The 18,623-nt window shown below is 63.0% G+C and carries 30 protein-coding genes; 2 read left to right on the top strand and 28 right to left on the bottom strand.

Annotated features, from left to right (window positions below; all coding sequences use genetic code 11):
- Positions 1-53 precede the first annotated feature (53 nt).
- The 28 genes from rpsM to rpsL all read right to left on the bottom strand — a co-directional run bounded on the left by rpsM (position 54) and on the right by rpsL (position 16,871).
- Positions 54-422, bottom strand: coding sequence for a 30S ribosomal protein S13 (rpsM, locus tag LB552_RS24395; RefSeq protein WP_027170351.1), 369 nt, complete (start codon positions 420-422; stop codon positions 54-56).
- A gap of 232 nt (positions 423-654) precedes the next feature.
- Positions 655-1,245 carry an adenylate kinase gene (locus LB552_RS24390; protein WP_095765504.1) on the bottom strand — a complete coding sequence of 197 codons (591 nt, stop codon included), beginning with the start codon at positions 1,243-1,245 and terminating at the stop codon, positions 655-657.
- Positions 1,242-2,582 carry a preprotein translocase subunit SecY gene (gene secY, locus LB552_RS24385; protein ID WP_140847563.1) on the bottom strand — a complete coding sequence of 447 codons (1,341 nt, stop codon included), beginning with the start codon at positions 2,580-2,582 and terminating at the stop codon, positions 1,242-1,244. The genes LB552_RS24390 and secY overlap by 4 nt, the downstream gene beginning before the upstream one ends.
- Positions 2,583-2,838: 256 nt before the next feature.
- Positions 2,839-3,312: a 50S ribosomal protein L15 gene (rplO, locus tag LB552_RS24380; protein ID WP_140708828.1), complete on the bottom strand. Its 474-nt coding sequence runs from the start codon at positions 3,310-3,312 to the stop codon at positions 2,839-2,841.
- Positions 3,313-3,334: 22 nt separating this feature from the next.
- Positions 3,335-3,532 carry a 50S ribosomal protein L30 gene (gene rpmD / locus LB552_RS24375; protein ID WP_027170355.1) on the bottom strand — a complete coding sequence of 66 codons (198 nt, stop codon included), beginning with the start codon at positions 3,530-3,532 and terminating at the stop codon, positions 3,335-3,337.
- Positions 3,533-3,557: 25 nt separating this feature from the next.
- On the bottom strand, positions 3,558-4,121 hold the full coding sequence (rpsE, locus tag LB552_RS24370) for a 30S ribosomal protein S5 (protein WP_032933400.1): 564 nt from the start codon (positions 4,119-4,121) through the stop codon (positions 3,558-3,560).
- A gap of 77 nt (positions 4,122-4,198) precedes the next feature.
- Positions 4,199-4,561, bottom strand: coding sequence for a 50S ribosomal protein L18 (gene rplR, locus LB552_RS24365; protein ID WP_095765507.1), 363 nt, complete (start codon positions 4,559-4,561; stop codon positions 4,199-4,201).
- A 139-nt stretch (positions 4,562-4,700) separates the two neighbouring features.
- Entirely contained in the window at positions 4,701-5,234 is a 534-nt protein-coding gene (rplF, locus tag LB552_RS24360) for a 50S ribosomal protein L6 (protein WP_095765508.1), read from the bottom strand.
- A gap of 90 nt (positions 5,235-5,324) precedes the next feature.
- Entirely contained in the window at positions 5,325-5,723 is a 399-nt protein-coding gene (gene rpsH / locus LB552_RS24355) for a 30S ribosomal protein S8 (RefSeq protein ID WP_066989600.1), read from the bottom strand.
- Positions 5,724-5,735: 12 nt separating this feature from the next.
- Positions 5,736-6,041: a 30S ribosomal protein S14 gene (rpsN, locus tag LB552_RS24350; RefSeq protein WP_042642199.1), complete on the bottom strand. Its 306-nt coding sequence runs from the start codon at positions 6,039-6,041 to the stop codon at positions 5,736-5,738.
- 27 nt (positions 6,042-6,068) lie between these two features.
- Positions 6,069-6,647, bottom strand: a complete 579-nt coding sequence (gene rplE, locus LB552_RS24345) for a 50S ribosomal protein L5 (protein ID WP_095765509.1) — start codon at positions 6,645-6,647, stop codon at positions 6,069-6,071.
- Positions 6,640-6,954 (bottom strand): 50S ribosomal protein L24, encoded by a 315-nt coding sequence (rplX, locus tag LB552_RS24340; RefSeq protein ID WP_095765510.1) that lies wholly within the window; start codon positions 6,952-6,954, stop codon positions 6,640-6,642. Before rplX ends, rplE begins: the two co-directional genes overlap by 8 nt.
- A gap of 12 nt (positions 6,955-6,966) precedes the next feature.
- On the bottom strand, positions 6,967-7,335 hold the full coding sequence (gene rplN / locus LB552_RS24335) for a 50S ribosomal protein L14 (RefSeq protein ID WP_006205457.1): 369 nt from the start codon (positions 7,333-7,335) through the stop codon (positions 6,967-6,969).
- An 82-nt stretch (positions 7,336-7,417) separates the two neighbouring features.
- Positions 7,418-7,657, bottom strand: coding sequence for a 30S ribosomal protein S17 (gene rpsQ / locus LB552_RS24330; RefSeq protein ID WP_023675136.1), 240 nt, complete (start codon positions 7,655-7,657; stop codon positions 7,418-7,420).
- A gap of 4 nt (positions 7,658-7,661) precedes the next feature.
- Positions 7,662-7,862 carry a 50S ribosomal protein L29 gene (gene rpmC / locus LB552_RS24325; RefSeq protein WP_042642190.1) on the bottom strand — a complete coding sequence of 67 codons (201 nt, stop codon included), beginning with the start codon at positions 7,860-7,862 and terminating at the stop codon, positions 7,662-7,664.
- 12 nt (positions 7,863-7,874) lie between these two features.
- Complete coding sequence (gene rplP, locus LB552_RS24320; protein ID WP_095765511.1) at positions 7,875-8,288, bottom strand: 50S ribosomal protein L16; 414 nt, start codon at positions 8,286-8,288, stop codon at positions 7,875-7,877.
- Positions 8,289-8,315: 27 nt separating this feature from the next.
- Complete coding sequence (rpsC, locus tag LB552_RS24315; protein WP_095765512.1) at positions 8,316-9,050, bottom strand: 30S ribosomal protein S3; 735 nt, start codon at positions 9,048-9,050, stop codon at positions 8,316-8,318.
- The gene (gene rplV, locus LB552_RS24310; RefSeq protein ID WP_006205462.1) at positions 9,050-9,439 is read right to left on the bottom strand and encodes a 50S ribosomal protein L22; all 390 of its coding nucleotides are present in this window, start codon (positions 9,437-9,439) and stop codon (positions 9,050-9,052) included. The genes rpsC and rplV overlap by 1 nt, the downstream gene beginning before the upstream one ends.
- Positions 9,440-9,441: 2 nt before the next feature.
- Complete coding sequence (gene rpsS / locus LB552_RS24305) at positions 9,442-9,720, bottom strand: 30S ribosomal protein S19 (protein ID WP_006205463.1); 279 nt, start codon at positions 9,718-9,720, stop codon at positions 9,442-9,444.
- Between the two features lie 16 nt (positions 9,721-9,736).
- Entirely contained in the window at positions 9,737-10,570 is an 834-nt protein-coding gene (gene rplB / locus LB552_RS24300; RefSeq protein WP_126084116.1) for a 50S ribosomal protein L2, read from the bottom strand.
- 22 nt (positions 10,571-10,592) lie between these two features.
- Positions 10,593-10,886, bottom strand: a complete 294-nt coding sequence (locus LB552_RS24295) for a 50S ribosomal protein L23 (RefSeq protein ID WP_040983033.1) — start codon at positions 10,884-10,886, stop codon at positions 10,593-10,595.
- Complete coding sequence (rplD, locus tag LB552_RS24290) at positions 10,883-11,503, bottom strand: 50S ribosomal protein L4 (RefSeq protein WP_095765514.1); 621 nt, start codon at positions 11,501-11,503, stop codon at positions 10,883-10,885. Before rplD ends, LB552_RS24295 begins: the two co-directional genes overlap by 4 nt.
- Positions 11,503-12,219 (bottom strand): 50S ribosomal protein L3, encoded by a 717-nt coding sequence (rplC, locus tag LB552_RS24285; RefSeq protein ID WP_095765515.1) that lies wholly within the window; start codon positions 12,217-12,219, stop codon positions 11,503-11,505. The genes rplD and rplC overlap by 1 nt, the downstream gene beginning before the upstream one ends.
- A 61-nt stretch (positions 12,220-12,280) precedes the next feature.
- Positions 12,281-12,589: a 30S ribosomal protein S10 gene (gene rpsJ / locus LB552_RS24280; protein WP_006205468.1), complete on the bottom strand. Its 309-nt coding sequence runs from the start codon at positions 12,587-12,589 to the stop codon at positions 12,281-12,283.
- Positions 12,590-12,658: 69 nt separating this feature from the next.
- Positions 12,659-13,834, bottom strand: a complete 1,176-nt coding sequence (tuf, locus tag LB552_RS24275; RefSeq protein WP_095765516.1) for an elongation factor Tu — start codon at positions 13,832-13,834, stop codon at positions 12,659-12,661.
- A gap of 65 nt (positions 13,835-13,899) precedes the next feature.
- Positions 13,900-15,990, bottom strand: coding sequence for an elongation factor G (fusA, locus tag LB552_RS24270; RefSeq protein WP_095765517.1), 2,091 nt, complete (start codon positions 15,988-15,990; stop codon positions 13,900-13,902).
- 29 nt (positions 15,991-16,019) lie between these two features.
- Positions 16,020-16,490 carry a 30S ribosomal protein S7 gene (rpsG, locus tag LB552_RS24265; RefSeq protein ID WP_027170372.1) on the bottom strand — a complete coding sequence of 157 codons (471 nt, stop codon included), beginning with the start codon at positions 16,488-16,490 and terminating at the stop codon, positions 16,020-16,022.
- Positions 16,491-16,499: 9 nt separating this feature from the next.
- Entirely contained in the window at positions 16,500-16,871 is a 372-nt protein-coding gene (rpsL, locus tag LB552_RS24260) for a 30S ribosomal protein S12 (protein WP_006202128.1), read from the bottom strand.
- Between the two features lie 463 nt (positions 16,872-17,334).
- Between rpsL and LB552_RS24255 the strand changes: the two genes are divergently transcribed.
- Together LB552_RS24255 and LB552_RS24250 are read left to right on the top strand one after the other, a co-directional pair.
- A complete protein-coding gene (locus tag LB552_RS24255; RefSeq protein WP_095765518.1) occupies positions 17,335-17,616 on the top strand; it encodes a transcriptional regulator in 282 nt (93 codons plus the stop codon).
- A 75-nt stretch (positions 17,617-17,691) separates the two neighbouring features.
- Entirely contained in the window at positions 17,692-18,621 is a 930-nt protein-coding gene (locus LB552_RS24250) for a Gfo/Idh/MocA family protein (protein WP_224610691.1), read from the top strand.
- Positions 18,622-18,623: the final 2 nt, after the last annotated feature.

The raw sequence follows: 18,623 nt of genomic DNA, 5'->3' as shown, positions 1-18,623 counted from the left end.
GGAATAGCGAATAGGGTCCCCTACTCGCTAACCGCTGCTCGCTATTCGCTCAATTACTTCTTCTTGCCGGCGATCGCCTTGGCCGGGCCCTTGCGGGTGCGGGCGTTGGTATGCGTGCGCTGGCCGCGGACCGGCAGCGAGCGACGGTGACGTAGGCCGCGGTAGCAGCCGAGGTCCATGAGCCGCTTGATGTTCATCGAGACTTCGCGGCGCAGGTCGCCTTCGACCTGGTAGTCGCGGTCGATCGTCTCGCGGATCTGCAGCACTTCCGCGTCGGTCAGCTGGTTGACGCGGCGGTCCGCCGGGATGCCGACCTTGTCGACGATCTCCTGGGCAAACTTCTTGCCGATGCCGTGAATGTACTGAAGCGCGATGACGACGCGCTTGTTGGTCGGAATGTTGACGCCGGCTATACGAGCCATTTTCTTCTCTTTCTCCATTTGGGCCGGACGAGCCGGCGCTGTCGAAGTTGCCCCGCGTCCGGTGGAGGCCGGCCCTTGCGGGAGTTTCCTGGTTCAAAGCGGATGCCTTGCCCGCAAGGGCAAGCAAAGTCCATGCCTGATAGGAAGACGGGCCGCCATACCCCAACGGCCCACTCCAGTCAAGCGCAATCGTTAATCGTCGCCAAGCGCTATCTTTAGTTGTCGGCCCGGTCTACTTCACCGCGGCCGCGAGCACCTTGCCGATCTCGGCGGTCACGGCATCGATACTGGCCATGCCGTCGACGGTCTTGAGCTTGCCCTTGGCGTAGTAATAGCCGGTCAGCGGCGCCGTCTTCTTGTAGTATTCGCGCAGGCGTTCCTCGAACACCTCCGGGTTGTCGTCCTTGCGCACAGGCTGGCCGGCGGCCTTGGCGTCCTCGGCGCGTTTGACGATTCGGCCAACCAGCGCCTTGTCGTCGACGACGAGCTCTATGACGGTGTCGAGCGCTATGCCGCGTTCGGCAAGCATGGCCTCGACCGCGTCGGCCTGGACCAGCGTGCGCGGATAGCCGTCGAGGATGAATCCCTTGGCGCAATCCGGCTGATCGATACGCTCGGCGACGATGGCGTTGACGATCGCATCCGAGACCAGCTCACCGGCATCCATCACCGCCTTGGCACGCTTACCGACCTCGGTTCCGGCCTGGACGGCGGCACGCAGCATGTCACCCGTCGAGAGCTGGGGGATGCCGTGTTTTTCAACCAGTCTTTGTGCTTGTGTCCCCTTGCCCGCTCCTGGCGGCCCAAGCAAAATCAGCCTCATCTGCTCCTCTTCCCCCCGCGCAACTTCGACTTCTTGATCAGGCCCTCATACTGGTGCGCGATCAGGTGACCCTGAATCTGCGCCACCGTATCGAGCGTGACACTGACCACGATCAGAAGCGATGTGCCACCGAGGTAGAAAGGTACGCCAGTCGCCGAAATCAGGAACTCCGGCAGCAGACAGACCAGCACCAGGTAAATGGCGCCGATGACGGTTATGCGCGTCAGAACATAGTCGATATAATCGGCGGTACGCTCGCCCGGACGATAGCCCGGGATGAAGCCGGAGTGCTTCTTGAGCTGGTCGGCCGTGTCCTTCGGGTTGAAGACGATCGCCGTGTAGAAGAAGGCGAAGAAGATGATCATGCCCGCATAGAAGATCATGTAGAGCGGCTGGCCGTGGCCGAGCGAGGCGAGGATCGTGCTTGCCCAGGCCGGCAGGTTGGTCGCCTGCGAGAAGCCCGCCACGGTCGCCGGCAGAAGCAGCAGCGAGGACGCGAAGATCGGCGGGATGACGCCGGAGGTGTTGAGCTTCAGCGGCAAATGCGAGGTATCGCCCTGGAACATGCGATTGCCGACCTGGCGCTTCGGATACTGGATGAGCAGGCGCCGCTGCGCGCGTTCGAAGAAGACGATGAGCGCAATGACGATGATGGCCAGCACGATGATCGCGAGGATGAGGCCCGTCGACAGCGCGCCGGTACGGCCGAGTTCCAGCGTGCCGGAGATCGCGCGCGGCAGGCCCGCGACGATGCCGGAGAAGATGATCAGCGAAATGCCGTTGCCGATGCCGCGCGCGGTGATCTGCTCGCCGAGCCACATCAGGAACATGGTGCCGCCGACGAGCGTGACGACTGTCGAGATGCGGAAGAACATGCCGGGATCGTTGACGATGCCGTTGCCGCCCTCGAGGCCGATCGAAATGCCGTAGGCCTGGATCAGCGCCAGGAGCACGGTGCCGTAGCGCGTGTACTGGTTGATGACCTTGCGGCCCTGCTCGCCTTCCTTCTTCAGCGTTTCCAGCGACGGGATGACCGAGGTCATCAGCTGCATGATGATGGAGGCGGAGATGTAGGGCATGATGCCCAGCGCGAAGATCGCCATGCGCTGCACGGCGCCGCCGGCGAACATGTTGAACATGCCGAGCACGCCCTTGCTCTGCGAGGAGAAGGCCTGGGCGAAAGCATCGGGGTTGATGCCGGGAAGCGGGATATAAGTGCCGAGGCGGTAGACGAGCAGCGCGCCGATGGTGAACCAGATGCGCTTCTTGAGATCCTCGGCCTTGGCGAAGGCCGCGAAATTCAGATTGGAGGCTAGTTGTTCAGCAGCCGAGGCCATGCCTGATTCTCCGCTAGAGCATGATGCCGAAAAATGTGGAACGGTTTTCGGACGACATCATGCTCTACTTCTTTGATTTCTACGTCGCGCTCGATGCCGCAGCTCAGGCGGCGCGTGTCACCGAAGCTCACGAGATAAGCTCGGGACCGTAAACATGCAAGCGGCCGCGTTGACGCGGCCGCCCAATTCATCCGGTCAAAGCGCGGTTCGACGGAATATGCGAAGTCATCCCGGCCGGCCGCGCTTCAAATCGCCGTTACTCGGCGGCGGCCGCTTCCGGCAGCTTCACCGAACCGCCGGCCTTCTCGATTTTCTCGATCGCGGCCTTGGAGGCGCCGGCGACGTCGAAGGACAGCTTGGCTTTGAGTTCGCCGTCGGAGAGCACGCGCACGCCGTCCTTGGCGCGGCGGATGACGCCGGCGGCAACCAGGGCCTCGGCCGTCACGGTCGCCTTGGCGTCGAGCTTCTTGGCGTCGATAGCAGCCTGGATGCGGGCCAGCGACACGACCGTGAAGCTCTTGGCGAAGATGTTGTTGAAGCCACGCTTCGGCAGGCGCCGGTAGAGCGGCATCTGGCCACCCTCGAAGCCGTTGATGGCAACGCCAGAGCGGGCCTTCTGGCCCTTGACGCCGCGACCGGCGGTCTTGCCCGAGCCGGAACCGATGCCGCGGCCGAGACGCTTCTTGGAGTGCGTCGCGCCGTCCTTGTCACGCAGATCGTTGAGTTTCATGTTTCTTCTCCTGCCCTTCCGTTCAGGCCTCGTCCACGACGCGGACGAGGTGCTGGACGGCGGCGATCATGCCGCGCACCGAAGGGGTATCTTCCAGCGTGCGCCGCTTGTGCATCTTGTTCAGGCCGAGGCCGACCAGCGTCGCGCGCTGCTCCTTCGGCCGGCGGATCGGGGAGCCGATCTGCTCGACGGTGATGGTCTTGGTAGCTTTCTTGGCCATGGTCGAAATCCCTGGTCAGCGTCGACTATTCTTCAGCCGCAACGGCGGTGCCGCGGCGGGCCTGAAGGGTCGAGTACTTGATGCCGCGCGCGGCAGCCACATCCTTCGGATGCATCTGGCTCTTCAGCGCGTCGAAGGTGGCGCGAACCATGTTGTAGGGGTTCGACGAACCCATCGACTTGGCGACCACGTCATGCATGCCGAGCGTCTCGAAGACGGCGCGCATCGGACCGCCGGCGATGATGCCGGTACCTTGCTTGGCGGCGCGCAGCAGAACGCGTCCGGCGCCCCAGCGGCCCTCGACGTCATGATGCAGCGTGCGGCCCGAACGCAGCGGCACGAAGATCATGTCGCGCTTGGCCGACTCGGTCGCCTTGCGGATCGCTTCCGGCACTTCGCGCGCCTTGCCGTGGCCGAAGCCGACGCGGCCCTTCTGGTCGCCGACGACGACGAGAGCGGCAAAACCGAAACGACGGCCGCCCTTCACCACCTTGGCGACGCGGTTGATGTGGACGAGCTTGTCCACCATGCCGTCGTCACGCTCTTCGCGCTCGCGGCCGCGGCCGCCTTCTCTACGTTCCTGTGCCATATCCTGTTCCTTGTTCTTTTCCGGAAGCACGGGTTGCTAATTACTGACGCCGCCTTTGGGTCGTCAGCGGCGAAAAATCAGAAGCTGAGACCGCCTTCGCGGGCAGCCTCGGCCAGCGCCTTGACGCGGCCGTGATAGATGTACGGGCCGCGGTCGAAGACGACTTCCTTGACGCCGGCCTTGGCGGCACGCTCGGCGATCAGCTTGCCGACAGCGGCCGCGGCTGCGGTGTCGGCGCCGGTCTTGAGCGAACCCTTGAGGTCCTTCTCCAGCGTCGAGGCGGCGGCCAGCGTGTGGCCGTTGGCGTCGTCGATCACCTGGACGTAGATGTTCTTCGAGGTGCGGTGCACCGAAAGCCTCGGACGCTCGCCGGCGACCTTCTTCAGCTGGCGGCGCACGCGCTGTGCGCGGCGCTGGATGGTTTCTTTGGGGCTTGCCATAATGTCAGTTCCTTGCCTTCAGAAAACGGGGGCAACCCTGTGCGGTAGGCCAAGCCTCCCGCGGCCGCTCCCCGCGGCGTTACACTTCTGCGGCTTGGCCCTTTTTCGAAAAGTCTGCAACTTCTCGGGGCCAGGCCTATTACTTCTTCTTGCCTTCCTTGCGCACGATGCGCTCGTCGGCATAGCGCACGCCCTTGCCCTTATAGGGCTCGGGACCGCGATATTCGCGGATCTCGGCGGCGACCTGGCCGACCTGCTGCTTGTCGATGCCCGAGACCGTGATTTCGGTCGGCTTCGGCACCGTGATGGTGATGCCCTGCGGCGTCTGATAGACCACGTCGTGGCTGAAGCCGAGCGCCAGCTGCAGGTTCTTGCCCTGCAACGCCGCGCGATAGCCGACGCCGGTGATCTCGAGCTTCTTCTCGAAGCCGTCCTTCACGCCCTGCAGGATGTTGACGATCTGCGTGCGCGACATGCCCCACTTGGAGCGGGCGGTCTTGGTCTGGTCGCGCGGCTCGACGGAGATCTCGTTGTTCTCCATCTTCACCAGCACTTCGTCGTTCACCACGAACTTCAGCTCGCCCTTGGGGCCCTTCGCCGTCACGGTCTGGCCGTTGACGGACGCGGTCACGCCTTGCGGCAGCGAAACGGGTTTCTTTCCGATACGAGACATTTTGTTGTCCTCGTCACTTCTTTCGTTTCAGGTTCCAGTTCCCGGGCGCGATCCCGAGAACCGAAGCCCATTCATCAATCTCTTGGCCGATCAGAAGATCTGGCAGAGGATTTCGCCGCCGACATTCTGCTCGCGCGCTTCATGGTCGGCCATGACGCCCTTCGGCGTCGAAAGGATGGCGATGCCGAGGCCGTTGGCGACGTGCGGGATCGACTTGGCCGAGACATAGACGCGACGGCCAGGCTTCGAGACGCGCTCGATCTCGCGCACAACCGGGGCGCCGTCGAAATATTTCAGCTCGATCTCGATTTCCGACTTGCCGTTTTCGAAGTCGGTCTGGCTGTAGTCGCGGATATAGCCTTCCGACTTCAGCACTTCGAGGACGCGGGCACGCAGACGCGAGGCCGGGGTCGAAACGCTCGACTTCTTGCGGCCATAGGCGTTGCGGATGCGGGTCAGCATATCGCCGAGAGGATCGCTCAATGACATCTCAGTGTCTCCTTACCAGCTCGACTTGACCAGGCCCGGGATCTGGCCGGTATTGCCCAGATCGCGAAGCGCGATACGCGAAAGCTTCAGCTTGCGATAGTAGGCGCGCGGACGGCCCGTCACCTCGCAGCGATTGCGGATGCGGATCTTGGCCGAGTTGCGCGGCAGCGCCGAAAGCTTCAACTGGGCGCGGAAACGCTCTTCCATCGGCTTGGACTGATCCATGATGATGGCCTTGAGCGCCGTGCGCTTGGCGGCGTACTGGTCGGCGAGCTTGCGGCGCCGGTTGTTCTTCTCGACTGAGCTGGTCTTTGCCATTTCAGAATGTTTCCTTTTTCGCTGCCGTTACTGGCGGAAGGGGAAGTTGAAGGCCTTGAGCAGCGCTCTTGCCTCGTCGTCCGTCTTCGCCGTCGTACAAACGATGACGTCCATGCCCCAGACCTGATCAACCTTGTCGTAGTTGATCTCCGGGAACACGATGTGTTCCTTGATGCCCATGGCGTAGTTGCCACGGCCGTCAAAGCTCTTCGGGTTCAGTCCGCGGAAGTCGCGAACGCGCGGCAACGCGATGTTCACGAGGCGGTCGAGGAACTCGTACATGCGTTCCTTGCGCAGCGTGACCTTGGCGCCGATCGGCATGTTCTCGCGCACCTTGAAGCCGGCAATCGAGTTGCGGGCGCGGGTGACGACGGCCTTCTGGCCGGCGATCAGCGCGAGATCCTCGGCCGCGACCGAGGGCTTCTTGGAGTCTGCGGTTGCTTCGCCGACACCCATGTTCAGCACGATCTTGTCGATGCGCGGAACCTGCATGTCGTTGTCGTAGCCGAACTGCTCCTGCATCGCCTTGCGGATGGTCTCGTTGTAGACCTTCTTGAGGCGCGGCTCGTTCTTGGCAGTTGCCTGCTTGGTTTCAGCCTTAGCCATTGATGACTTCTCCCGAACGCTTGGCGACGCGCACCTTCTTGCCATCCTTCTGGATGGTGAAGCCGACGCGGGTCGGCTTGCCGTCCTTGGGGTCGGCCAGCGCGATATTCGACAGGTGGATCGGCGCTTCCTTGGTGATGATCCCGGCCTCTTGCGACTGGGTCTGCTTCTGGTGACGGCGAATGAGGTTCACGCCGCGGACGACCGCGGTGTCTTCCTTCGGCTGCACCGACAGGACTTCGCCCGAACGGCCCTTGTCCTTGCCGGCAAGCACGACGACCTTGTCGCCTTTTTTGATCTTTTGCATTGGTCCGGCTCCTTACAGCACTTCAGGCGCGAGCGAGATGATCTTCATGTGGTTCTTGGCGCGCAACTCGCGCGGAACCGGTCCGAAGATACGGGTGCCGATCGGCTCTTTCTTATTGTCGACGAGAACGGCCGCGTTCTTGTCGAAACGGATCACGCTGCCGTCCGGGCGGCGGATGTCCTTGGCCGTGCGAACCACGACCGCCTTCATCACATCGCCCTTCTTAACGCGGCCGCGCGGAATGGCTTCCTTGATCGACACCACGATGATGTCGCCGACGGAGGCGTATTTCCGCTTCGAGCCGCCCAGCACCTTGATGCACATGACACGACGGGCGCCGGAATTATCCGCGACGTCGAGGTTTGTTTGCATCTGAATCATGACTGGCCGCCTTCTTCTTTTCTAACGGGACGGGTTCTTCACCCCTCCCCGGTCTGTCCAAAATTCGGTTCGTTCGCCCGGATCAAGCCTGATCCGAAGAGACGACAACCCAGCGCTTGTCCTTGGAAATCGGCTTCGATTCCTGGATGAACACCTGGTCGCCGACCTTGTGGGCGTTGTTCTCGTCGTGCGCCTTGTACTTCTTGGTCATGCGCACGGTCTTCTTCATCACGGGATGCGTGAAGCGACGCTCGACCTTGACCACGACCGTCTTCTCGTTCTTGTCGCTGACGACGGTGCCCTGCAGGATGCGCTTTGGCATGGTCTTAACCCTTCTTGGCCGCGGCTTTTTCCGCGGCGATGGTCTTGATGCGCGCGATGTCCTTGCGGACCTGCTTCACGCGCGCGGTCTTTTCGAGCTGGCCGGTGGCCTTCTGGAAGCGCAGGTTGAACTGCTCCTTCTTGAGAGCGGCCAGGTCGTCGGTCAGTTGATCCTGGGTCTTGGTCCGGATGTCTTCGGCTTTCATGATCGCCTGTCCTTATTCTGCGATGCGCTGCACGAAGCGCGTCTTGACCGAGAGCTTGGCGGCGCCGAGACGCAGCGCTTCACGAGCCGTCTCCTCGCTGACGCCGTCGATCTCGAACATGATACGGCCGGGCTTGACGCGCGCCGCCCAGTAGTCGACGGCGCCCTTGCCCTTACCCATGCGGACTTCGGTCGGCTTCGAGGTGACCGGCAGGTCCGGGAACACCCGGATCCAGACGCGGCCGGCGCGCTTCATCTCGCGGGTGATCGCGCGGCGGGCCGCCTCGATCTCGCGCGCGGTGACGCGGTTCGGCTCAAGCGCCTTCAGCCCGAAACCGCCGAAATCCAGGTTGGTGCCGCCCTTGGCGGCACCGTGGATACGACCCTTGAACTGCTTGCGGAACTTTGTGCGCTTTGGCTGCAGCATCGTTCTAACTCCAAATTCTCAAATGTCTCAGGCGTTCTCGCGACGGCGGCCGCGTTCGCGCTCACCGCCAGCACCGCCGCCGCCATGCGCGGCATCGCCTTCGGTTGCACGGCGCTCGGAAGCCATCGGGTCATGCTCGAGGATCTCGCCCTTGAACACCCACACCTTGACGCCGCAGATGCCGTAGGCTGTGTTCGCCTCGGCCGTGCCGTAGTCGACGTCGGCGCGCAGCGTATGCAGCGGCACGCGGCCTTCGCGGTACCACTCCATGCGCGCGATCTCGGCGCCGCCGAGACGGCCGGAGCAGTTGATGCGGATGCCTTCGGCGCCGAGACGCATGGCCGACTGAACGGCACGCTTCATGGCGCGGCGGAACGCGATGCGGCGCTCGAGCTGCTGGGCGATCGACTGGGCGACCAGCGTGGCGTCGATTTCCGGCTTGCGCACTTCAACGATGTTGAGGTGCGTTTCGGACTTCGTCATCTCGGTCAGCTTCTTGCGAAGCTTCTCGATGTCGGCGCCCTTCTTGCCGATGATGAGGCCCGGACGCGCGGCGTGGATGGTGACGCGGCACTTCTTGTGCGGACGCTCGATCACGACCTTCGAGATCGCGGCCTGCTTGAGTTCCTTCTCGAGATACTTGCGGATCTTGAGGTCCTCGTGCAGCAGCTGGCCGTATTCGCCGGTGTTCGCGAACCAGCGCGAATCCCAGGTACGGTTGATGCCGAGACGCAGCCCGATCGGATTGACTTTCTGGCCCATTATGCGGCCTCCCCTTTTTCCTCGACTTCACGAACGACGATCGTGAGGTGCGAGAACGGCTTTTCGATACGGCTGGCGCGGCCGCGGCCACGAGCGTGGAAACGCTTCATGACGATCGACTTGCCGACATAGGCTTCCGCCACGATCAGAGCGTCGACGTCGAGGTCGTGATTGTTTTCCGCATTGGCGATCGCCGATTCCAGCGTCTTCTTGACCGTGCCGGAAATCCGCTTGGCCGAGAATTCGAGGTCGGAAAGCGCTGTCGCGACCTTCTTGCCGCGGATCAGCGCGGCAACCAGGTTGAGCTTCTGCGGGCTGATGCGGATCGTGCGCAGAACGGCACGCGCCTCGTTATCAGCAAGCCTGCGCGGAGCTTTGGCCTTGCCCATGATTATTTCCTCTTCGCCTTCTTATCCGCGCCGTGACCGTAATAGGTCCGGGTCGGAGCGAATTCACCGAACTTGTGGCCGACCATGTCCTCGTTCACCGAGACGGGAACGTGCTTCTGGCCGTTGTAGACACCGAAGGTGAAGCCGACGAACTGCGGCAGGATGGTGGAGCGACGGCTCCACATCTTGATCACCTCATTGCGACCACCTTCACGAACCTTGTCCACCTTCTTGAGAAGGTAGCCGTCGATAAAGGGGCCTTTCCAAATCGAACGAGTCACTTGGCGTTACCTCTTCTTAGCTCTTGCGCTGATGACGCGAGCGCAGGATGAACTTGTCGGTCGCCTTGTTGGACCGCGTCTTCTTGCCCTTGGTCGGCTTGCCCCAGGGCGAAACCGGATGACGGCCACCCGAGGTGCGGCCTTCGCCGCCGCCATGCGGATGGTCGACCGGGTTCATGGCCACGCCGCGATTGTGCGGGCGCTTGCCGCGCCACACGGTGCGACCGGCCTTGCCGTCGTTGATGTTGCCGTGGTCGGGGTTCGACACGGCGCCGACGGTGGCCATGCAGGAGCCGTGCACGACACGCTGCTCGCCCGAGTTGAGGCGCAGGATCGCCATGCCCTGGTCGCGGCCGACGAGCTGGGCGTAACCGCCAGCCGAACGGGCGACCTGGCCGCCCTTGCCCGGCTTCAGCTCGATGTTGTGGACGATCGTGCCGACCGGCATCGAGGCCAGCGGCATCGCGTTGCCCGGCTTCACGTCGACCGCTTCGCCGGCCACGATCTTGTCGCCGGCAGCAAGACGCTGCGGGGCCAGGATGTAGGACAGCTCGCCGTCGTCATACTTGATCAGCGCGATGAAGGCGGTGCGGTTCGGATCGTATTCGATGCGCTCGACCGTGCCGACGACGTCGTACTTCTTACGCTTGAAGTCGATGATGCGGTACGAACGCTTGTGACCGCCGCCGATGAAGCGGGCCGTGATGCGGCCGTAGTTGTTGCGGCCGCCCGACTTGGTCAGGCCTTCGGTCAGGCCCTTGACGGGCTTGCCCTTGTAGAGGCCCGAGCGGTCGACGATGACCAGCTGGCGGGTGCTCGGCGTTACCGGGTTGAATTTCTTAAGTGCCATTGTCCTGTCCTCGCGGCCTTGCTCAGAGACCCGTCGCGACGTCGATCGACTGGCCGTCGGCCAGCGTCACAACCGCCTTCTTGACGTCGCCCTGGCGGCCAACGGTGCCGCGGAAGCGCTTGATCTTGCCCTTGCGGACGAGCGTGTTCACAGCCGTCACCTTGACGCCGAAGAGAGCCTCCACGGCAGCCTTGATTTCCGGCTTCGACGCCTTCTTGGCGACGTTGAAGACGACCTGGTTCTGCTCGGAAGCCATGGTCGACTTTTCGGTGATCGCCGGCGAGACAATCACGTCGTAGTGACGGAGGTCGGTCATTTAAAGCGCTCCTCGAGAGCCTCGACGGCGGCCTTCGAAAGGACCAGCGTGCCGCGGCGCAGAATGTCGTAGACGTTGATGCCCTGGATGGGCAGCACGTCGATGTTCGGAATGTTGGTCGCGGCCAGCTTGAAGTTCTGGTCAAGCTCGGCGCCACCGATGACCAGGGCGTTGGTCAGCCCCAGCGTCTCGAAATTCGCCACCAGCGCCTTGGTCTTGGCTTCGGTGAGCTTCAGCTCGTCGACGATGATCAGCGAAGCGCTCTTGGCCTTGGCCGAGAGAGCGTGCTTGAGGCCAAGCGCACGGACCTTCTTCGGCAGCTCGTGCTCATGGCTGCGAACGACCGGGCCGTGTGCCTTGCCGCCGCCGCGGAACTGCGGAGCGCGAGCCGAGTGGTGACGGGCGCGGCCCGTACCCTTCTGCTTGTACATCTTGGCGCCGGTGCGCGCGATTTCGGCGCGGCCCTTGGCCTTGTGTGTGCCCTGCTGCTTCTTGGCGAGCTGCCAGCGCACGACGCGCTGCAGGATGTCTTCGCGCGGGTCAAGGCCGAAAATCTCCTCGGAGAGTTCCACCTTGCCGGCGTCCTTGCCGCCCAGCGTTGTGATCTTGAGATCCATTATTCGGCTCCCTCAGTGGCCGGGGCTTCGTTCTTGGCGGCAGCGGCGCGGATCGCGGCCGGCTTCGGCGCATTGGCCGGCAGCGCAACCTTGGCGGCGTCGCGAACCAGGATCCAGGCGCCCTTGACGCCGGGAACCGCGCCGCGGATCAGGATCAGGCCGCGATCAGCGTCGGTCGAGACGACCTCGACATTCTGCGTGGTGACGCGGGTGTCGCCCATGTGGCCGGCCATCTTCTTGCCCTTGAACACCTTGCCGGGGTCCTGGCGCTGGCCGGTCGAGCCGTGCGTGCGGTGCGAGACCGAGTTACCATGCGTGGCGCGGCCACCGCCCATGTGGTGCCGCTTGATCACGCCCTGAAAACCCTTGCCGGTCGAGGTGCCGGTGACGTCCACCTTCTGGCCGGCGACGAAATGCTCGACGGTCAGCTCGGCGCCGACGTCGATCATGTTGTCGGCGGAGACGCGAAACTCGGCGACCTTGGCCTTCGGCTCGACGGAAGCGGCGGCGAAATGGCCGCGCATCGCCTTCGACGTGTTCTTCACCTTGGCAAGGCCAACGCCGAGCTGGACGGCGGTGTAGCCGTTCTTCTCCTGCGTGCGCTGGGCCACGACCTGGCAGTTCTCCATCTGGAGAACGGTGACGGGAACGTGTTCGCCGGCATCGTTATAGATGCGGGTCATTCCCACCTTCTTTGCAATCACACCTGAACGCATCGGTTCAATTCCTTTAGAGTTCCGGGCCAGGGGCACCGCCCCTTACCGCTCTCTCATTCCCTTAGAGCTTGATCTCGACGTCGACACCGGCGGCCAGATCGAGCTTCATCAAAGCATCGACCGTCTGCGGGGTCGGATCGACAATGTCGAGCAGCCGCTTGTGCGTGCGCATCTCGAACTGTTCGCGGCTCTTCTTGTCGACGTGGGGCGACCGGTTGACCGTGAATTTTTCGATCCGCGTCGGCAGCGGGATTGGGCCGCGGACGTTGGCGCCGGTGCGCTTGGCGGTCGACACGATTTCGCGCGTCGAGGCGTCGAGCACCCGGTGGTCAAACGCCTTAAGGCGGATGCGGATATTCTGTCCGTTCATGCGTCAATTCCTTGTTCTGGCGCGGCGCGGGCAGCTCCCGCGCCCGCGACAGATCGGTTTCAGTCCAAATTACTCTTTGATGGTGACGACGATGCCGGCACCGACGGTGCGGCCGCCTTCACGGATGGCGAAGCGCAGCTTCTCTTCCATCGCGATCGGCACGATCAGCTCGACGTCGACGGTGATGTTGTCGCCGGGCATCACCATCTCGGTGCCGGCCGGCAGCGTCACGATGCCCGTCACGTCCGTCGTGCGGAAGTAGAACTGCGGACGGTAGTTGGTGAAGAACGGCGTGTGACGGCCGCCCTCGTCCTTGGTCAGGATATAGGCTTCGGCCACGAACTTCTTGTGCGGCTTGACCGTGCCGGGCTTGGCCAGAACCTGGCCGCGCTCCACACCTTCACGGTCGACGCCGCGCAGCAGCGCGCCGATGTTGTCGCCGGCCTGGCCCTGGTCGAGCAGCTTGCGGAACATCTCAACGCCCGTGCAGGTCGTCTTGGTGGTCGGACGGATGCCGACGATCTCCAGCTCCTCGCCGACCTTGACCACGCCGCGCTCGACGCGGCCGGTCACAACCGTGCCGCGGCCCGAGATCGAGAACACGTCCTCGATCGGCATCAGGAACGGCTTGTCCAGCGGACGAACCGGCGTCGGGATATAGGCGTCGACCTGCGCCATCAGCTCGCGGATGGCGTCCTCGCCGATGGTCTTGTTGGAATCTTCCAACGCAGCCAGCGCCGAACCCTTGACGATCGGAATGTCGTCGCCGGGGAACTCGTTCTTCGACAGAAGCTCGCGAACCTCGAGCTCGACCAGCTCCAGCAGCTCGGCGTCGTCGACCTGGTCAACCTTGTTCAGGAACACCACGATCGAGGGAACGCCGACCTGGCGGGCAAGCAGGATGTGCTCGCGGGTCTGCGGCATCGGGCCGTCGGCGGCCGAAACCACCAGGATCGCGCCGTCCATCTGCGCGGCACCCGTGATCATGTTCTTCACATAGTCGGCGTGGCCGGGGCAGTCGACATGGGCATAGTGACGGTTGGCCGTCTCATACTCGACATGCGCCGTCGAGATCGTGATGCCGCGCGCCTTCTCTTCCGGTGCTGCGTCAATCTGGTCATAGCGCTTGTATTCGCCAAAATACTTCGTGATCGCCGCCGTCAGCGACGTCTTGCCATGATCGACGTGACCGATCGTGCCAATGTTCACATGCGGCTTGGTGCGCTCGAATTTACCTTTTGCCATGTGATCTCTCCAATCCTGCTTGCCCGTGCGGGCCTTGAATTAAGGTCTCGTGCAACCCGCTCGAGTTACGCGTATTTCTTCTGAACTTCCTGGGCGACCGCGGTCGGAACCGGCTCGTAGTGGTCGAACTGCATCGTGTACTGGGCGCGGCCCTGCGACATCGAACGCAGATTGTCGACGTATTTGAACATGTTGGCCAAAGGCACCATCGCATTGATGACGACGGCAACGCCGCGTGCTTCCTGACCCTGGATCTGGCCACGACGGCCGTTGAGATCGCCGATGACGCCGCCGACGTAATCTTCCGGCGTCACGACCTCGACCTTCATGATCGGCTCCAGAAGCTGCACGCCGAGGCGCGGAGCGGCTTCCTTGAAGCAGGCGCGGGAGGCGATTTCGAACGCCAGCACCGAGGAGTCGACGTCGTGGAAGGCGCCATCGACCAGCGTGGCCTTGACACCGATCATCGGGAAGCCGGCGAACGGGCCGGAACCCATGACGCTGTTGATGCCCTTCTCGACGCCCGGGATGTATTCCTTCGGAACCGCACCGCCGACGATCTTGGACTCGAACACGAACTCTTCGCTCTCGGTGTTCGGCTCGAAGATGATCTTGACGCGGGCGAACTGGCCGGTACCGCCGGTCTGCTTCTTGTGCGTGTAGTCCTGCTCGTGCGTGCGGGTGATCGTCTCGCGATAGGCCACCTGCGGGGCGCCGACATTGGCTTCGACCTTGAACTCGCGGCGCATGCGGTCGACGATGATGTCGAGATGCAGCTCGCCCATGCCGGCGATGATGGTCTGGCCGCTTTCCTCGTCGGTCTTGACGCGGAAGGACGGATCCTCAGCCGCCAGGCGATGCAGCGCGAGGCCCATCTTTTCCTGGTCGTTCTTGGTCTTCGGCTCGATGGCGATCTGGATGACCGGATCGGGGAATTCCATGCGCTCCAGGATGACCGGATGCAGCGGATCGCAGAGCGTGTCGCCGGTGGTCGTGTCCTTGAGGCCGGCCAGGGCGACGATGTCGCCGGCATAGGCTTCCTCGATGTCGGCGCGCGAGTTCGCATGCATCTGCAGCATGCGGCCGATGCGCTCCTTCTTGCCCTTCACCGTGTTGTCGAGCGAGGTGCCCTTGGTGAGCTTGCCCGAATAGATGCGGGCAAAGGTCAGCGAGCCGACGAACGGGTCGTTCATGATCTTGAACGCCAGCATCGACAGCGGCTCGTTGTCGTCGGCATGACGCTCGATCTCGGCGTCGGTCTTGGCATCGACGCCCTTGATGGCCGGCACGTCGATCGGCGACGGCAGGTATTCGACGACGGCGTCGAGCAGCGGCTGCACGCCCTTGTTCTTGAAGGCCGAACCGCAGAACATCGGGAAGAACTTGACCGCGATGGTGCCCTTGCGGATCAGCGCGCGGATCTCGTCATTCGACGGCATCTTGCCTTCGAGGTAATTCTCGAGCGCGGTCTCGTCCATCTCGACGGCGGCTTCGATCATCTTCTCGCGGTACTGCTCGGCCTTGTCCTTGAGGTCGGCCGGGATCTCGACGACATCCCAGGCAGCGCCAAGGGTCTCGTCACGCCAGACGAGCGCGTTCATCTCGACGAGGTCGACGACGCCCTTGAACTCGGTCTCGGCGCCGATCGGCAGCTGCATGACGACGGCCTGCGCGCCGAGGCGCGAACCGATCATTTCCTCGGAGCGGTAGAAGTCGGCGCCGATCTTGTCCATCTTATTGCAGAAGATCATGCGCGGCACGTGGTACTTGTCGGCCTGGCGCCACACGGTCTCGGTCTGCGGCTCCACGCCGGCGTTGGCGTCGAGCAGCGCGATGGCACCGTCGAGCACGCGCAGCGAACGCTCGACTTCGATGGTGAAGTCGACGTGTCCGGGGGTGTCGATGATGTTGAAGCGGCGCATCTTGCCGTCCCGACCCTTCCAGAAGGTCGTGGTCGCGGCCGAGGTGATGGTGATGCCGCGTTCCTGCTCCTGCTCCATCCAATCCATGGTGGCAGCGCCGTCATGGACTTCGCCGATCTTGTGCGACTTGCCCGTATAATAGAGGACGCGCTCGGTCGTCGTCGTCTTGCCGGCGTCGATATGCGCCATGATACCGAAATTGCGGTAGTCTTCGATCTTGTATTCGCGGGCCATGGGAGGTGCCTCTCAGTCTCGTTCGCGCTTTACCAGCGGTAGTGCGCGAAGGCGCGGTTGGCTTCCGCCATCTTGTGGGTGTCTTCACGCTTCTTGACGGCCGTGCCGCGGTTGTTGGCCGCGTCCATCAGCTCGCCCGAGAGGCGATCGACCATGGTGGTCTCGTTGCGGTTGCGCGCGGCGGCGATCAGCCAGCGGATGGCCAGCGCCTGACGACGCTCGGGGCGCACATCGACCGGAACCTGATAGGTGGCGCCGCCGACACGACGCGAGCGCACTTCCACATGCGGCGCGACATTGTCGAGCGCCTGATGGAAGACGGTGACCGGCTCCTGCTTGGTCTTGGCCTGGACCTGGTCCAGCGCGCCGTAGACGATGGTCTCGGCAACCGACTTCTTGCCGTCATACATGACGGCGTTCATGAACTTGGTGACGATCAGATCGCCGAACTTGGGGTCCGGATTGATCTCACGCTTTTCTGCACTGTGACGACGGGACATGGGAAACCCTTACTTCGGACGCTTGGCGCCGTATTTCGAACGACGCTGCTTGCGGTTCTTCACACCCTGCGTGTCGAGCACGCCGCGGATGATGTGGTAGCGGACGCCCGGCAGATCCTTGACGCGACCGCCGCGGATCATGACCACCGAGTGTTCCTGCAGGTTGTGACCTTCGCCGGGGATGTAGCCGATCACTTCAAAACCGTTGGTCAGGCGAATCTTGGCCACCTTGCGAAGCGCCGAGTTCGGCTTCTTCGGCGTCGTGGTGTAGACGCGCGTGCAGACGCCCCGCTTCTGCGGGTTCTGCTGCATGGCCGGGACCTTGTTGCGCTTCACCGGCGCCAGGCGCGGCTTGCGGATCAGCTGGTTGACGGTAGGCATTAAACCCTCTTGTCTCTCAATTCCGTGTCTGCCCTGTCAGGGGGCCGCTCAAAGCGTCATTTCCATACGCAAATTCGGGCAACACACCGCGTCTCGCGGTCCTGCCCGAACAAATTGCAGAGGAAGCGGAAGCCGCTTCATGCGCGCCGGAAATGTCTTTTCGCTCGTAAAACGAACCCTGTTTGAGGCAAACTCCAAAGCGTGTCGCTTCGGACAGGAGAGCCTCACATCGGTTCTGACAGGGCGGCTTCTACTCGCAAGCCTTCTAACCGTCAACCCCGGCCCGGCAAATATTGCGCCCAACGCGAAGCTGGGCAGCCATGCGGAAAACGCATGTAATTTTCTTGCGTCTTTTTTCAAGAGCGGGGAAGAAAGTGACCGGCTTTGCGCTGTCCTGTGGCCCGGCTTCGTGCCAAAAGGCGGCTTGCATCGGACAATCTCGGGGAAAACGAGGAATCAGCCCGTGAACGACAATGAAGAACGGCCGGTCACGATCATCACCGGACGGGTCTGGAAGAAAAAAGGCGGCAAGCCTGAAGGCGTTCATGTGATGCTTGTGGCGCCCGACGATGATTCTGCCGTGCGCCGCGCGCTCGAATCGCTTGCCGCCGAAGGTTACGCCGAGGCCGAGCTCGACCAGATCGGCGACATGGAGGGCGAGCCCGACGACGAGCCGCATCTGTCGGCCTATCAGGGCGCATTGGAGGGCGAGGTTTCGATCGTCACCTTTGAAGAGCCGATCTGAAAAGCGCAGCCAGCGTCATACTCGCCGGACAAACCTGCCCCGCCTAGACACCCCCTTTCATTCCTTGGAGTTCCCATGACCAGCAATCCCATCAAGCTCGGCATCGTCGGCGTGGGAAAGATCGTCCGCGACCAGCACCTGCCGGCGGTCGCCAAGGACGGCAACTATCAACTGACAGCGGCGGCCAGCCGCCACGGCAAGGTGGACGGCATTGCGAACTATCCCAGCATCGAAGCGATGCTTGCGGCCGAACCTGGCCTAGAGGCGGTCTCGCTCTGCATGCCGCCTCAGTTCCGTTACGACGCCGCGCGTACCGCGCTGGAAGCAAGGAAGCACGTGTTCCTCGAAAAGCCGCCGGGCGCCACGGTCAGCGAGGTCGAGCACCTCAAGGCGCTTGCCGAAAGGAACGGTGTCTCGCTCTTTGCCAGCTGGCATTCGCGCTACGCGCCGGCGGTGGAGGCCGCGCGCGCTTTCCTTGCGTCGGCCAGACTGACTTCGGCCGCCATCAACTGGAAGGAAGACGTGCGGCGATGGCATCCGAACCAGGAATGGATCTGGGAGCCGGGCGGCTTCGGTGTGTTCGATCCCGGCATCAACGCGCTGTCGATCGCCACACACATCTTGCCTGCGATGTTCATCACCTCGGCCGTGCTCGATTTCCCCGAGAATCGCGCAGCACCGGTCGCGGCGCATGTCGCCTTCCGCACGTCGACCGGCTTGCCGGTGACGATGGAGCTCGAATGGCTGCAGACCGGCCCGCAAAGCTGGGACATCGTCGCCGAGACCGACAAGGGCAGGATGGTGCTGTCGGGCGGCGGCGCCAAGCTCGCCGTCGACGGGCGCATGATCCATGACGAGCCGGAGGCCGAATATCCGATGCTTTACAAGCGCTTCGCCGAGATTGTTCGCGCAGGAACGTCCGATGTCGACCTCGCGCCGCTGCAGCACGTCGCCGATGCGTTCATGCTGGGCAAGCGCAATGTGGTCGAGGCGTTCTTCGATTAGGC

It is taken from the genome of Mesorhizobium sp. CA7, from assembly GCF_020165015.1.
GTDB lineage: Bacteria > Pseudomonadota > Alphaproteobacteria > Rhizobiales > Rhizobiaceae > Mesorhizobium.
The sequence above is the reverse complement of the archived record's forward strand: the minus strand, read 5'-3'. Positions and strand labels throughout refer to the sequence as shown.